Below are 14,722 nucleotides of genomic sequence, written 5' to 3'. Positions count from 1 at the left end.
TTCCTTTCGGGGTCTTAGTAGAGCTTTTCGGTGTTTCCGTCGACGGCCAGGGCCTGGCCGTTGACGTTGCGCGCCATGTCGCTGGCCGCGAAGAGGGCCATGTTGGCGATGTCTTCGGCTTCAATCAGCCGGCCCAGCGACGACTGGCTGCGGTACAGGGCGGAAACGGTGTCCACGGGCTCGCCCAGCATTCCCGCTTTGGCCGCGATCACCGCATCGATACGCGGACCGTTGACGGCGCCGGGGCAGATGGCGTTGACCCGGATTCCCTCTGCCCCGAGCTCGATGGCGAGGGTCTTGGTCAACCCGACCACTGCCCACTTGGATGCCGAGTAGGCGCTCCGCCCGGCCATGCCCAGGCGGCCGGCCGCCGAGGAAAGGTTGATGATTGATGCCCCCGGTGCCGAGCGCAGGAGCGGCAGGGCGTGCTTGATGCAGTAGAACTGTCCGTGGATGTTGACGTCGAACGTCGCCTTCCAGGCCGCGCTGTCGAGGGACTGGATGGGGCCGGTTGGTCCGGCGATGCCGGCGTTGTTCACCAGGACATCGAGGCCGCCGAATTCGCCCTGGATCGTCGCCATGAGGTCCTGGACCTGCGATTCATCCGATACGTCGCTGACAGCGGCCTGGAAGCCCTCGGCACGCGCTTTTTCGACGGCGTCGGGGTCAATGTCCGTCACGAAGACGTTCGCCCCGTGGGCCTTGAACTTGGTGGCAATTGCCAGGCCGATGCCGTTTGCGCCGGCGGTGACCAGAACGCGTTTTGAACTGAAATCCATGATGTTTCCTTTATTGAGTGGTCAGTGGGCTGCCGGGGCAGCCTGCGGCTTTTCCGTGCCGCGCTTCAGCATGAGGGAGAGCAGTGCCCCGATCGCGCACATGCCGACGATGAACCAAAGGCCGGAAAGCTTCGACCCGGTCAGGTCCTGCATGAGCCCCATGATGTAGGGGCCCAGGAAGCCGCCGCAGAGGCCAATGGTGTTGACGAAGGCGATGCCGCCGGCCAGGGCTGCGCCAGTCAGGCGCGTGGCGGGGTAGGTGAAGAGGATTGGCTGGAGGGCGAAGAAGTTGAAGGCCGCGAGGCAGAAACCGATCATGCCGAGGACTGGACCGCCAATGGCACCGAGGGCGAAGCCCGCCACGATGCCCGTCATGGTTCCAGTCACCAGCAAGCGTGAGCGGCGGCCGTCCGTGGCAAACCGCGGAACCAGCAGGGCCCCTGCGGCGGAGAAGATCCAAGGGATGGCCGTCAGCAGGCCGATTTGAAGCGGGTTGAGCTTGCCGTACGTGCCGATGATGGAGGGGAGGAAATAGGACAGGGCGTAGACGGCGATCTGGTGCGTGAAGTAGACGCCAACCACCAGGAGGATCTGCCTGTCCTTGAGGACGTCGCGCAGGCGGTGGTTGCCGGAGGCGGCAGCACCGGCCTTTTCCTCTGCGGCGATCCGGGCTTCGAGGTCTTCGGCCTCGGCGGGGCTAAGGAAGGTGGCCTTGGTGGGACGGTCGGGAAGCTTCTTCCAGACAACCCAGGCGAGGACGCATGCCGGCAGGCCCTCGATGATGAACATCCACTGCCAGCCGTGCAGCCCGGCGAAGCCGTCAAAGCTGGTCAGCAGCAGGCCGCCAAGCGGTGCGCCGACGATGTTGGCGATGGATACGCCCAGCAGGAACATGCCGTTGGCCTTGGCCCGGTCCTTGACCACGAACCACTGGGTCAGGAAGTACATCACGCCCGGGAAGAGGCCTGCCTCGGCGATACCGAGCAGCATGCGCATGATGTAGAACGACCATTCGCCCTGGACGAAGGCCATGGCCGCGGAGATCAGTCCCCAGGTGATCATGATCCGCATGATCCAAAAGCGGGCCCCCACCTTGTGCATGATCAGGTTCGAGGGGATCTCCGACATTGCGTAGGTGAGGAAGAACAGGCCCGCGCCGATGCCGTACGCCGTGGCGGAGATGCCGAGATCGATTTCCAGCCGGTCCTTGGCCATCCCGATGTTGGTGCGGTCCAGGAAGGCCATGATGTAGGCGGCGATGAGCAGCGGCATGATCCTGCGGAGGATGACGCCATTGATCTCCTTTGGCGTGCGCATCGTGGTCGATGTTGATAAGGCAGTCATGTGGTATTCGTCCTTGAATATCGGCCCTGTCCTTGATGGGCAGGGCACTGAGGGCGTGGGGGATCAAGGCACCAGCGATGAAGGCTGATGCCGGGGGCGAAGTCGGGTGGGGGCTAGGCGGGCGGTGCGTTACACCCGCACGTTCTCCCGATGTGGATGCGGTGCGGACAAATCAAAGAGCTGTAGGTGTTGGACGGGGACTCGATCCTGCGCAGCAGCATGGCGAATGCCTCCTGGGCCATCTCCTGCTGCGGCTGGACAACGCTCGTCAGGTTGATCAAACCGGAACGGCTGTGGGCCAGCCCGTCGCACCCCGCGACCGCCACATCCTCGGGGATGCGCAGGCCCTGGGCCAGCGCGTATTCCATGACGCCGATGGCGAGCTCGTCGCTGCCGCACACCACGGCGCGGGGCGCCCTGGCCTGGGAGAACAGCCGTTCCGCTGCCAGTCGGCCACCTTCGTTGTTGACGCGCGTGCTGATCTTCCACTCGCCGCTGATGGTGACGCCCGCAGCAGCCGCAGTGCGGACAAAGGCCTGCTCACGGGTGAGGGACGCCGTGGAGAAGCGCGGTCCCACCACGGTGGCGATGTCCTGGTAACCATGGCCCAGCATGTGTTCCATCAGCATGCTTGCCGCGGCATCGTCGTCAATGCCCACGAAGTCGCCCTGCAGAAAGTCGGCCCTTCGGGACAGGCAAACGTAGGGGACCCGGGCAGTCCGCAGAGTGCGTAAGGCGGTGGCGTCCTCGCGGAGAGCCGCGGCGAGGACGACGCCATCGACGTTGCGGTTCGCGAGCGTGGCGGTGACCTGTGCGAGCGTGGCCGCGTCGTCCTGCGTGGTGGCCACAAACACTTCGTATCCGGAGTCGGCGGCTGCAGAGATGATGCCCTGGGCCCACCGGGGATACATCGGGTTGATGATGTTGGGCAGGATCAGCCCAATTACGCGGGTCCGCAGCGGATCAGAAGATGAAGACGACTTACGGGGCCTGAAGCCCAGCTCGTTCGCGACGCCGATGATGTGGCGCCGGGTTTCCACCGACACGCCACCCTTGCCGTTCAATGCATAGGACACGGTGGCAGGGGAAACGCCCGCTGCGCGGGCAACGGCTGCGGCAGAAACCGGCGCGGGGCGGGGCACGGACGTTCTGTTGACTTGATGGCCGCTCACAACCGTCCCCTCTCCATTGACGTGCACCCACGGTTCTTGTGACGTCAATTACAGTAGGAGGGCGCTTCAGCGTTAAGCAACGTTAAGTAGTCCAGGGGTCCTTTTGCCGGAAGGTACGACGGCGGCGGCGGGGTGGGTGCCGGCGTCGTGCCTTCCGTGGGAGGTGCCTGGGGACCGTCAGGTGCCGGCTACCCGCTGGATGAATTCGACCGTCTCGCGTTCGGTTTCGGCGCGGGTGGTGGGTTCGTTGTGCACTTCGTGCCGGACGCCGGGGAACACGCGGGTGCGGACGTCCGCGTGGCCGGAATCTGCCAGGCGGTTTGCCACGTGGTAGGCCCCTTCGCCGTAGTTGGTGACGGGGTCCTGGTCGCCGGCAAGGATCAAGACGGGCAGTTCCGCGGGGAGCTGTTTGTACCAGTCGTCGGAGTTGACCTGGTCGTAGAGGTCCACGAAGCCCTGCAGGAACCGTGCGCTGAGCGGTGCCCCGAAGTTGTTGAAGGGGTCCCTCCCGTGGTCGGCAACGACGTCCGCGTCCAGTGCCACCCAGGCCGTGGGCCCGGCACCGTCTCCAAGGCGGCCCAGGAAGCCGTCGAACAACTGGGCCACCAGTTCCTGGGGCGCGGGCTCCGCCGCGCTCTCACCAGAGGCAAGCCGGGCCAGTGCCGGCCGGTCGATCATTTTCTCGATGCCGCGCATTTGGGCGGCGATCCCGCAAAGAATCAGGCCCGAAAGTTGCGCTCGCGGGTCGGTGGCCAGGCCGCGGGCAATCATGGATCCCCAGCTGTGGCCGAACACGATGTAGGGGAGGTGGGGGAGCGCTTCCCGGGCCTTGGCCTGGAGGGTGACCTCATCGGCGACCACCACGCTGGCGGCGTCGTCTCCGGCGTCGCCCCAGGTTCCCTGCTGCATCGCCGTGCGCCCGTGCCCGGAGTGGTCGCCTGCCACCACAATGAATCCCGCATCCACCAGGGTGGAAATGAGGTGGAGGTAGCGGCGGGAATGCTCGCCCAACCCATGGATCAGCTGCACGATCGCCTTGGGCTCCCCGATGGGCTCGTAGACCCACGCCTGGATGGTGTCGCGGCCGTTGGCGGACGTGAACTCGATTTCCTGCAGTGACATGTAGACAGTTCCTCCCGTGCCGGCACCGTCGCCTGCTCGAGCCGAGCTTAACCCGAGTGCGGACAGCACCGTCAAGGTCTTCGTCCCGTGCGTTTCGGTTAGGTCCTGGCCGGGAGAAATGTTGGTTCATCCGCGGGCCCTCCGCCTAGTCTGAAAATCAGCCACATCCCCGACTCTTGAAGGAAGCCGATGCCGCATCCCACAAGCCCCCTCCGCAAGCTTGGCTTCCTCACCATCGGCCTGTTCGATCCCGCCAGTCCGGCCGCGGGCCACGAGTCCACGTTGGGGATCATCGAACTGGGGGAGCGGCTGGGGTTTGACAGCGCCTGGCTGCGACACCGGCACCTGCAGTTCGGGATCTCTTCGCCCGTGGCGGTGATGGCCGCGGCGAGCCAGCGCACCTCCCGGATCGAGCTGGGTACTGCGGTGACGCCGCTGGGCTGGGAAAACCCGCTCCGCCTGGCCGAGGACCTGGCCACCGTGGACCTGCTCGCCGGCGGCCGGATCAACCCTGGGGTGAGCGTGGGCGAACCGATGCACTACGACACGGTGAAGCATGAGCTGTACCCGGACAGCGCGGACGTGGAGGACTTCAGCTACGCGCGTGTGGAGCGGTTTGCGCGGTTTGTTGCCGGGGAACCGGTGCGGGAATTTTCCGGCAAGCAGGGCGTGGTGGAGGAGTTCTCCAACCGGGTGGAACCTCATTCACCCGGTCTGCGGGACCGCCTCTGGTACGGGGCCGGCAGCACGAAATCAGCTGTCTGGGCCGGGTCCAATGGCTTCAACCTGCTCTCCAGCAGCGTGATCTTCCCGGATAAGGACCAGGAGCCCCACTTCGCGCTGGTCCAGCAATCGCAGATCCGGGCTTTCCGGGAAGCTGCTGCCGCGTCCGTGCGTGCTGGGGCGCGGGTTTCACAGGGCCTGGTGGTGATCCCGACCGACTCGGCGACGGCGGCGCAGCGGGAGAAGTACCAGCGGTACGTCGATGAACGCACTCCCCGCACCGCTGCTCCGCAAGGGCCGAGGGGCATGATGTTCGCGGCTGATCTAATCGGCACCAGTGATGAGATCGCTGAACAGCTCTACGCGCACGCAGGCTTCCAGGAAGTCGATGAGGTGGCCTTCGCCCTGCCTTTCAGCTTTGAACATGAGGACTATGTCCAGATCCTTACCGACATTGCGGGCAAGCTGGGGCCGGCCTTGGGCTGGACTCCGGGGAGCGACCACCTGGCATCGTAAGCGGCGGTCCTGCGCAGTCCATCACCACCTGAAACGGCGCAGGTGCACGCCCGGGAACCGGACATGCACCTGCGCCGCGCGGAACGGGGTTAGGGCTGCTCGAAAGTACCGACCAGCCGTGCGCGGCCAATGCCGTGCGAAAAGATGTTGAACCCCAGGTAGGCGGGGCTGGCTTCAGCGGGGATGTCGAGCTTCTCCACATCCAGCGCGTGTACTACCACGTGGTAGTGGTGCACGCCGTGGCCGGAGGGCGGCGCTGCGCCCACGAAGCCGGGGAAGCCTGCGTCGTTCGCCAACTGCACAGCACCTTCGGGGAGCCCGCTCTCCGCTGCACCGGAAGGCAGGGAGGTGGTGGACGCCGGCAGGTTGAAGACAGCCCAGTGCCAGAAGCCGCTCCCCGTGGGCGCATCGGGGTCCAGAACGGTGACCGCAAAGCTCTTGGTCTCCGCAGGAAAGCCTGACCACGACAGCTGCGGGGACTGGTCCTGGCCGCCTTCAATGCCCATCTTTCCGCTGCGCTGTGCCGGGGAAAGCGTCTGACCGTCCTCGATGTCGGCGCTGGTCACCTGAAATTCCGGAAGCTGGGGAAGTTCTTCGTAAGGGTCACGGGATGTCATTGCGTGTTGTTCTCCTCGTTACTAGGTTGACGGTCCAAGTATTCCCTAAAGGGTGGGTTGACGGGTTCCGATGGTCTCCGGGCGGTGGTCGCAGCACTCAGGCGGAGGCGCCGGTGTAGGCCTCGTCCAGCATGGCAGGACCGGCCGGAACGCCGCCGGAGGGGACAACGCGGCCGGCCTTGATGACGGTGCGGTTCCGGCTCCCGTCCCAGAGCACAGAGGGCTCCTCGAAGGGATCGCCGTCCAAAATCACCAAGTCCGCGCACGCCCCCTCCGCGATCCGGCCCAGGTCTTCGCGCCGGAGCAGTGCCGCGTTCGTTGAGGTCGCCGAGCGGAGCGCATCGTAGACACCCAGCACTTCGCACTGCAGGCGAAGCCCGGCCAGCTGTTCATCCTCAAGCTCCCCCATGAGGTCGGTGCCGAAACCAATCCGGACCCCGGCGTCGCGCGCCAGAGTGACGGCCTTCTTGCCGGCAGCCAGGACCTCCTGGTTCTTGGCGGCGCCCACCTCGGTAAGGCCGATTTCGGCTCCGCGGCGGCCCATGGCGTCATACGTCACCAACGTGGGCACGAGGTAGACGTCGTGCTCCGCCATGAGCCGGGCGGTTTCAACATCCAGGAGGTTGCCGTGTTCGATGCAGCGGACCCCGTTCAGCACAGAATGGCGGATGGCTTCCGGCGAGTAGGCGTGCGCCGTGGCGTAACTGCCACGCCGGGATGCCTCTTCCGTGACCACTTGGATCTCGGCCGCACTGTACTGCGGCACACGGATCGGATCCACCGGGGAGATCACCCCTCCGGAGGTCATCAGCTTGATGGCGGTGGCGCCGGTCCGGAACCGGTGGCGCACCGCCAGCAGCAAGTCCTCAACACCGTCCATCACCTCGCACATGTGGCCGCCATGGAAGCAGCTTCCGTCGTTCGCAGCGCGGTTGTCCCCGTGACCTCCGGTCTGGCTCAGCGCGGGACCGGTAAAGAAGTAGCGCGGACCGGGATACAGCCCTTCCTCGATAGCGGTTGCAAGGCCTATGTCACCCCCAGCCACGTCCCGGACTGAGGTGAAGCCCCTGACGAGTGCGGCCTCAAGTCTGCGGGCACCTGCCAGCGCGGAGTAGCTCAAGGGGCCGGTTTCGTTGACGGCAGAAGTCAGGCTGAGCGCATAGGCATGGAAGTGGGCATCGATGAGGCCGGGAATCACCACCCGGCCGCCCGCGTCGAGTACAGTCCCGACCGCGGGCCCGGCGCCGCTGCCTTCATTGGTGCTGCCTACGGCTGTGATCCTGCCATCGCGGATACTGATGGAGCCTTCAACGAGGTCGGGTGATTCGCCGTCGAAGATCCTGGCGTTCCGTATGGTCAGGTTTCCCTCAGAGTTGGGGATCATGTGCAGTGTTTCCTTCCTGTTCCAGGACGCAGGCTAGCTCGTGGCGGCCAAAGCGTCTTCGAGGAGGCGGACAGAGCGTGACGCCACCTCTACGGCGGCGTCTACGGAAGACTGGTCATAGCTGCCTTCAGGGGCCAGGAAGTTCATGGAGCCGATGGTGCGGCCGCCGCTCACCACCGGAACATTGACAATCGCGCCGCATCCCAGCGATTCGATGGTTCCGGAGTCGAAGAAGAAAGCCTTGACCGCTTCCCGGTCAGCGCCCAGGAACGGCTGCTGGCCGATCAGGACCTGCTCCAGCCAGACCGGATTGGTGTCTCCCGCGAGGGTCTTCTTTCCGCCAACCGGGTAGACCTCGGGGTGCGTGGTGTAGATGCGCGCCATGCTGGTGCCTTCGTCGGCGATGACGGAGGCGGTGAAGAGACGGACGCCTACAGTGTCCCGGGCGGAAGCGTAGACGTCGTCGAAGGATTCAAACTGGGAACTCATGGGAGTCCTTTCTGGTTTCGTGGGGATCTTTGAAAGTTTGTTTCTCGTGTGCCGCGGCCCGCAGTACGTTGAGGATCAGGTGGACGGACAGCAACTCGGACGGATTGTCCAAGGGGACGCCGAGCTCCCGGGCACGGCCCAGCCGGGCCTGGAGGGTGTTGCGGTGCACATCGAGCGCTGCCGCAGCGAGGCTGACCGAGCTGCGGTGGTCAAGGAACGCCCCTGCCGCAGCCACTATCGCGTCCCTGTCAGGACTGGCCATTAGCCGCGGCAGGGTCAGCTCGGCCACCAGTGCCACGGCGTCCTGATCCACGAATGCGGTTGCGGCCGCTACGCCCAGGCCGGCGAAGCCCAGGACTGTGCCCTGTCCAGCAGACTGGGCGGAGACAGCTGCCAGCCGCGCCTCCTGAATGACGGACGGAAGCGGCGGAGCCTCCTCCACCCAGCGGGACAGCCCGGCCACCAGGCCCAGCTCGGCCAGGGCAGGACGGAGCCGTGTCTTGAGCCGTAGTTCGAGCTGTGCAACAACTGACTCGTGGGCGGCCGGAACAAGCGCTAGCCAGCCGCCGTCGACCTTGGCCAAGGGGCTGCGTGCAGCTGCCTTTCGCCAGAGCAGCCTCAGCACAGCTGTCAGGTCGGGACCAGATATGTTGGAGTCACCCTGGCAGATCCATACGGCCACGTAGCGTTCGTGCCGGCGCCATCCCAGCTGTGAGAGGAGGTGCCGGTGGTCTTCCTCGAAGGTTGCGCCGGAAGAACCGCGGCTTTGGTTCAGCCCGGCCAGTGCCGCGGTGGGGACGGCACGGGCCGCGTCCCGGGAGTCGCCCAGCAACCACGCGGCCTTGACGGAAGGGGCAGCCACTTCCAGGATTGAACGGACCAGCCGCAGGTTATGGACACCGGAGGCGGGTACGCGCGCGGTGAGGGCGGAAGGGACGGCGGCGTCGGCAGCCCCCACGTCAACCGTGATGACCTCGGCCTGGTCCCGCGGGTCCATACCGGCTGAGGCGAGGACCACGCCGTCGTATTCCAGCGAGACGCCCACCCCGTCCAGTTCCCCGGAGATGGTACTGAGCACGTCTGTCAGCGTGCTGTCCTTGGCCACCGCCCGGGCGAACCGGGCGAGCTCGGCATCCACCACGGACAGGGCGGCGCCGATCTCGGCGGCCAAGGCCAACGCGACTCCGGCAGGGTTTCCTTCCGACGCCAGCAGGGTGATGCCCAGCCGTTCAGCCAGGCCGATCACGGCGCTGGAATAGGTGCTTCCGGCCACGACGACGGCGCTGGCCCGCCGTTCCCAGGCATGCCTGAGGGCGGCGGATACGAGCCATCCACCAGAACCCATTTCTGCAGACAGGACCACAACCGTATTCGGCCGCACCCGCTGGATCGCCTCAAGCTGGGAGACCAGAACGACGCTTTCGATCACTGCGCTGGCGGGGGTGAGGTACAGCGGGGTGGTGCCTCGCAGCGACCCGTGCGCCAGCAGCCCCGCAACGTCGAGCCGGGTGTCCTTCATCGGCCTAACCATGACGCCGCCTCGGATGCTTGAGCGGGATGCCGAACGCCGCCGGTTCGGCCAGGTCCAGCCCCGCCTCCGAATACCATTGCGGGGCGGCATTGAGTTTGAGCACATCCACCACGTTGCCCACCCGAAGGTCTTCCAGGCTGGCCACAGAGCCGTGCTCGGAGTTGAGCAGGGTCACCATGTCGGGGACAGCTGCCGCTACGGCACCGTCCACGAGCACCAGCAAAATCTCATTCTGGATCTCCAGCCGGATGATCTGCCCGGTGGTTTCATCCACCAGCGTCACGCTCGAGGGTTGGGCCGGAAGGCCCAGGTCGGTTGGGCGTGAAAGGCCTTCGATGTGGCTCACCCGCGCCCGTGCAATCCGGGTCACGCCCAGGAAGTCGGAAAGTGACAGGAATTTGCTCTCAGCCGACGTGTCGGCGTCGAGGATCTGACCTATGCGGATCATGCGGCTGACGGATCCGTGGACCCCGTGCTCTGCCAGCTGCCGTGCGGAGCATGGATACATCACGGTGGCGGCCCAACCACCCAGCTCGGTGACGAGTGCGCGGACCAGCGTCTCGGCGCGCTGCGGATCAGCTGCCTCCACCACGGCGCGCTCGCCGGTTACTCCCATAAGCGCTATGGGGCCGATAGCCACCCCGCCGATGTTCAAGGTGGTCTGGCTGATGAGCGGAAAGACGCGCCCCATGGGATCGGAGTCGATCACAGGAAGGGAGGACTGCAGCCCCACCATCAGCGGAATGATTCCGTTGATGTTGGCAGCGGCGAGTGAATAGATTGCGCCCACTTTGCGCCCGAGCCTGGTTTCGATCGCCTCGATACAGCCGGTGAATTCGTCACCTACGGGTGGCATATCAGCAATGAACAAGCCTTGGGTCACCATGCCGACAGCCACCACCAGGTCATCCGGGGCGAGCTCATCCACGGTGATGAGCTCCACGGACCTGTCCTGCATTGCCTCCTGGATCATGCCGGCGTAGACGTGGATGGCGGTGGGATCGATGGCGCAGGCCAGGAAATGGGCACCGGTTCTGAGGTGCCCCACGTCTTCGGGGCTGAGGATGGTGCTCATGCTGTGGCCCCCAAGGCCTGGCCGGCCAACGGGTTCTCCTCTGAGCTGGACGTTCCGCCGGCAGCCCGGACCCGGATCCGAACGATTCCGGGGTTCCCGTAAGGCATGGCGAAGACGTTCGATTCGATGATGCGGGTGTCTGTAGGGCTGGCACCCAACTGCACCACAGCCGAGCCGGCTTCCTCCTCAGCCCGGTGCTGAACCCGCTGCAGTTCGGCCTGTCCGCTGACCCTCTCGAGCCTGTCGATCCACGCTGTCAGCGGTGTAGCGGCGCAGCCTATGAGGCTCAGGTCCGGGACACCCGGAAGTGTTGGCAGCAGGCCGTGTTCAGGAGGCGTGTCCTGGCTGCTGCGGATGTCGACGACAACTGACGGGATGTCGGGCCGGACCGGATGGTTGGCCGTGTACGGTTCCACGATCGCGGCGTTGGTGGCGAGGCTCGCTTCATAGCCCTGCCGGATAAGGCTGTGCGCAACAGGCAGGCCGCTGCGGATGGTGCCCACACTGACACCCTCGTCGGTGCAGACAACCACTTCGCCGTCGCACAGCCCGCCCAGCGTTGCCGCGCCGAGGATCGCCATGGCAGGTTCCGGGCGGAGCGCATGCACGGGGGCTACCGCCAGCCGTGCCAGGGGCGCCCGGCCGCCGTCGTTCCTTGCATAGGACAGTGCGGCGGCGGGGAAGTGGCGCTTCCCGGTCTCTTCCAGCATTGCCGCCAGCTCTTCGCCCGATTCCATCAGGGCGCTGTTAAGGACGGCTGTGTAGTCACGGTCGCGGAACACGCTCGAGTAGAAATCACTGGAGATGCTGATCCGCATGTCGCTGTTGTTGGACAGGATGGCATCCGCGATGCGGGTTTCGTGCTCGGCGGAGGCAGTGGAGCCGACGGCGGTGATGGCTACGTTCCGCATGCCCCCGGACAGGATGGAGGGCAGTTCCAGCAGGAACTCGTTAAGGCCCAGCGGTGCCAGCGGCCGTCCCCGCAGGTCGTGGCCGCCGCGGACATGCACGGTCCTGGTGACTGCAGGCTCAATGCTCGCCGGCAACCTCGTGTTGTGGAACTGGTCAGCCGGAGGACGGGGAGAGATGTGGACAGCCATGACGTCTCCCGGCTGGGCCGCGGCGAGGACGCGTCCGACGTCGGCCGTTACGTCTGTGATCAGGCTTCCGAACTGCAGGCGCAAGGAGGACAGGACGCTGTCCAGTGCGTCAGCCAGGCTGCCGGCCTGCCGCTGTTCCGCCACCGAGACGACGGAGCGTCCCTCCAGGACGAGTGCCCGGCAACTGCTGCCCTGGAGCATCAGTCCTACCCGCATTGCCGGGCCTCCTGTTCAAGTTCCTGCCGGGCCCCAGCCCCGCGATACATCCATGTCATATCTCTAGGGTCCACCCTGGACGGTCATCTGGTGGATTTGCGGAAGAACAGTCCATCGGCTGCTACGGCCAGCAGGATGAGGACGCCCGTGACCACTTGCTGGTAGGTGGTATCCCAGTGCAGCAGGTTGAAGCCGTTGCTGATGACGGTGAGGATCATGACTCCCACGAAGGCCCTCCACATGGCGCCCTGCCCGCCCAGGATGCTGGTGCCGCCGATGACCACAGCGGCGATGGCGGTGAGTTCGATGCCGATGGCCATGGCCGGCTGCGCCGAGCCCGCACGCGAGGCCAGGATCATTCCGGCCATTGCCGAGCACAGGCCGCTGATGGCGAAGACCGCAACGTGGATGGAGCCGGTCCGGATGCCGCTGAGGCGGGCGGCTTCCTGGTTCCCGCCTACGGCGTAGATCCTGCGTCCGAATGTGGTGCGCCACAGAACGATGCCCAGCACGGTGGTCATCGCCAGCATCAAGACTGAACCGGCGGTGAGGCCGAAGAGGCTGGGCCAGGTCCAGGTCTGGAAGGAAGCGAGCTGCTCAGGCAGCGGTGCAACAATCGCGCCGCCGGTGATCACGATCGCCAGGCCCCGGTAAATGATGCTCACCGCCAGTGTCCCGATGAACGAATTGACCCTTGTGCTGACCACGATCAGCCCGGTGATCGTCCCCAGCAGGGCACCCACCAGCAACGCCCCGAAGAAACCGGCCGCAACGCCGAATTGCTGGGTGATCATCACGCCCGAGATGGCGGAGACCGCGAGGGTGGCGGTGGAGGAGAGGTCAAAGACCCCGCTGATGATGCACAGCGTGGCTGCCGCGGCGAGCAGGCCCACCACGGCGGCCTGGTCAAACAGGTTGATGAAGTTGCGGCCCGTAAGGAACGTTCCGGTGTTCAGGGCCAGGAACAGCATGATGGCGGCCAGGCCAAAAACGATCCCGAAGTCTTTGAAGTTCAGATTGAATTTTTTCTCTGCCGTCGAGGGCACGGCAACTGACGTTGTGGTCATGTGGATTCACCTATTTCAGAAAAGCGGAAGTCATGACTTCGTCGCGGGAGGCGTTTCGGTCGAACTCGGCAACGATGCGCCCGTGCCTCATGACATGGATACGGTGGGACAGGCCGAGCACTTCCTCGAGCTCGGAGCTGACCACGATGACTGCTGTGCCCTTCGCGGCCAGTTCGACGATGATGCTGTGGATCCGGGCCTTGGCGGCGATGTCCACTCCCCGGGTGGGTTCATCCACCAGGAGCACCGCCGGAGGGTTCAACAGCCATTTGGCGAAAAGTGCCTTCTGCTGGTTCCCGCCGGAAAGGTTGGCTACCGGCTGACCGGGGCGGGCGCCGCGCAGGTCAACGGACTTGCTGACGTCCTTGACGGCCGTCCTTTCCCGCTGGGCCTTGACGAAGCCGGCCCAGGAGCGTGCGGGCAGGGTGGAGAGGGCGATGTTCTCGGCCACCGGGCGGGACATGACCAGACCCTGTTCTTTCCGCGACTCGGGAATGAGGGCGATACCGGCTTTGATGGCGTCCCTGATGGAGCTGGGGCGGATGCGGCGGCCGTTGATTTCGACGTGGCCGCCGGTGGTCCGGTCTGCACCGAAAACTGCGAGGAGGGTTTCGCTGCGGCCGCTGCCCACCAGCCCGGCGATGCCCAGGATCTCCCCGCGGCGGACCTCAAAAGATATGTCCTTGACCTTGGCACTGGTCAATCCGGCTACCCGGACAACCGTCTCGGCTTCGGACGGAACCTGCGGAACGTCCGGGATGAGGAAGTCGACCTCCCGGCCCACCATGAGCCGCACCAGCGACTCCGGCGTATGGCCGGCGGCCTCTTCGGTGACGATGTGCTGTCCGTCGCGCAGAATGGTCACCCGGTCCACCAGTCCCAGGACTTCCTCCAGGTAATGGGAGACGATCAGGACGGTGGTTCCGGCGCGGGCCAGCCGTTTGACGACCTGCAGGAGTTTTTCCTTCTCCGCCTCGTTAAGGACTGCTGTGGGTTCGTCCATGCACAGCACCTTTGCCCCGCGGGCAAGGGCTTTCAGGATTTCCACCTGTTGCTGTTGTCCGATGGGCAGGTTCCCCACCGTCGCCCTCGGGTCCAGCTCAAAACCGGTCTCTTCCAGCAGCCGGGCAAAGTGCTCGCTGTCCCTGTTGGGGGAGAGGAGGCTTCCCTTGTTCGACCAGCGGCCCAGGAAGACATTCTCCAGCACTGACAGATTGGGGATCAGCGCCAGCTCCTGCGAGATAAGGGAAATCCCGTGTGAGATGGCGTCCCGGGGTGTCGTGATCCTGACCGGGTGTCCGTCCAATTCCATGGTGCCGGAGTCCGCTGTGATGGCACCGCCCAGGATTTTGAGCAGCGTGCTCTTTCCTGCGCCGTTTTCCCCCATGATGCCGTGGATCTCCCCGGGGGTTACCGACAGTGTGACGTCCTTCAGCACCTGCGTTGCACCATAGCGCTTGCCGATCCCGGAGACGGTGATTTCGGGGGCGGTCCTCCGGCTGGCATGCCCGGGTTTTTCCAACTGTTCTATAGCCATGTTGACCTCTGGAAATGGAAGGGAACTTAGGGCCAGGGTCCCCGGGGCCG

13 protein-coding genes are annotated in these 14,722 nt (G+C 65.2%); 1 reads left to right on the top strand and 12 read right to left on the bottom strand.

What is annotated here, in order from left to right:
- Window positions 1-14: 14 nt before the first annotated feature.
- The 4 genes from LFT49_RS19815 to LFT49_RS19800 all read right to left on the bottom strand — a co-directional run bounded on the left by LFT49_RS19815 (window position 15) and on the right by LFT49_RS19800 (window position 4,417).
- Complete coding sequence (locus LFT49_RS19815) at window positions 15-779, bottom strand: SDR family oxidoreductase (RefSeq protein WP_237429172.1); 765 nt, start codon at window positions 777-779, stop codon at window positions 15-17.
- 21 nt (window positions 780-800) lie between these two features.
- A complete protein-coding gene (locus LFT49_RS19810; RefSeq protein WP_237429171.1) occupies window positions 801-2,123 on the bottom strand; it encodes an MFS transporter in 1,323 nt (440 codons plus the stop codon).
- Between the two features lie 113 nt (window positions 2,124-2,236).
- Entirely contained in the window at window positions 2,237-3,295 is a 1,059-nt protein-coding gene (locus tag LFT49_RS19805) for a LacI family DNA-binding transcriptional regulator (RefSeq protein ID WP_237429170.1), read from the bottom strand.
- Between the two features lie 177 nt (window positions 3,296-3,472).
- Window positions 3,473-4,417, bottom strand: coding sequence for an alpha/beta fold hydrolase (locus tag LFT49_RS19800; protein ID WP_237429169.1), 945 nt, complete (start codon window positions 4,415-4,417; stop codon window positions 3,473-3,475).
- 189 nt (window positions 4,418-4,606) lie between these two features.
- Here LFT49_RS19800 and LFT49_RS19795 point away from each other — a divergent pair, with 189 nt between their 5' ends.
- Window positions 4,607-5,656, top strand: a complete 1,050-nt coding sequence (locus tag LFT49_RS19795; protein WP_237429168.1) for an LLM class flavin-dependent oxidoreductase — start codon at window positions 4,607-4,609, stop codon at window positions 5,654-5,656.
- 89 nt (window positions 5,657-5,745) lie between these two features.
- Here the strand turns inward: LFT49_RS19795 and LFT49_RS19790 are convergent, their stop codons facing one another.
- The 8 genes from LFT49_RS19790 to LFT49_RS19755 form a co-directional block, all read right to left on the bottom strand.
- Complete coding sequence (locus tag LFT49_RS19790; RefSeq protein WP_237429167.1) at window positions 5,746-6,273, bottom strand: YbhB/YbcL family Raf kinase inhibitor-like protein; 528 nt, start codon at window positions 6,271-6,273, stop codon at window positions 5,746-5,748.
- Between the two features lie 97 nt (window positions 6,274-6,370).
- Entirely contained in the window at window positions 6,371-7,657 is a 1,287-nt protein-coding gene (locus LFT49_RS19785) for a metal-dependent hydrolase family protein (protein ID WP_237429166.1), read from the bottom strand.
- 33 nt (window positions 7,658-7,690) lie between these two features.
- Complete coding sequence (locus tag LFT49_RS19780; RefSeq protein ID WP_175316924.1) at window positions 7,691-8,146, bottom strand: GAF domain-containing protein; 456 nt, start codon at window positions 8,144-8,146, stop codon at window positions 7,691-7,693.
- On the bottom strand, window positions 8,130-9,677 hold the full coding sequence (locus LFT49_RS19775; protein ID WP_237429165.1) for a helix-turn-helix domain-containing protein: 1,548 nt from the start codon (window positions 9,675-9,677) through the stop codon (window positions 8,130-8,132). Before LFT49_RS19775 ends, LFT49_RS19780 begins: the two co-directional genes overlap by 17 nt.
- The gene (locus LFT49_RS19770) at window positions 9,670-10,752 is read right to left on the bottom strand and encodes a DUF917 domain-containing protein (protein ID WP_237429164.1); all 1,083 of its coding nucleotides are present in this window, start codon (window positions 10,750-10,752) and stop codon (window positions 9,670-9,672) included. Before LFT49_RS19770 ends, LFT49_RS19775 begins: the two co-directional genes overlap by 8 nt.
- Window positions 10,749-12,068, bottom strand: coding sequence for a methylhydantoinase (locus tag LFT49_RS19765; protein WP_237429163.1), 1,320 nt, complete (start codon window positions 12,066-12,068; stop codon window positions 10,749-10,751). The genes LFT49_RS19770 and LFT49_RS19765 overlap by 4 nt, the downstream gene beginning before the upstream one ends.
- A gap of 83 nt (window positions 12,069-12,151) precedes the next feature.
- Window positions 12,152-13,135: an ABC transporter permease gene (locus tag LFT49_RS19760; RefSeq protein WP_236820743.1), complete on the bottom strand. Its 984-nt coding sequence runs from the start codon at window positions 13,133-13,135 to the stop codon at window positions 12,152-12,154.
- Between the two features lie 10 nt (window positions 13,136-13,145).
- Window positions 13,146-14,672 carry a sugar ABC transporter ATP-binding protein gene (locus LFT49_RS19755; RefSeq protein ID WP_237429162.1) on the bottom strand — a complete coding sequence of 509 codons (1,527 nt, stop codon included), beginning with the start codon at window positions 14,670-14,672 and terminating at the stop codon, window positions 13,146-13,148.
- Between the last annotated feature and the right edge of the window lie 50 nt (window positions 14,673-14,722).

Source organism: Arthrobacter sp. FW306-06-A (assembly GCF_021870055.1).
Lineage (GTDB): Bacteria > Actinomycetota > Actinomycetes > Actinomycetales > Micrococcaceae > Arthrobacter.
This window is presented reverse-complemented; position numbering and strand designations above follow the sequence as displayed.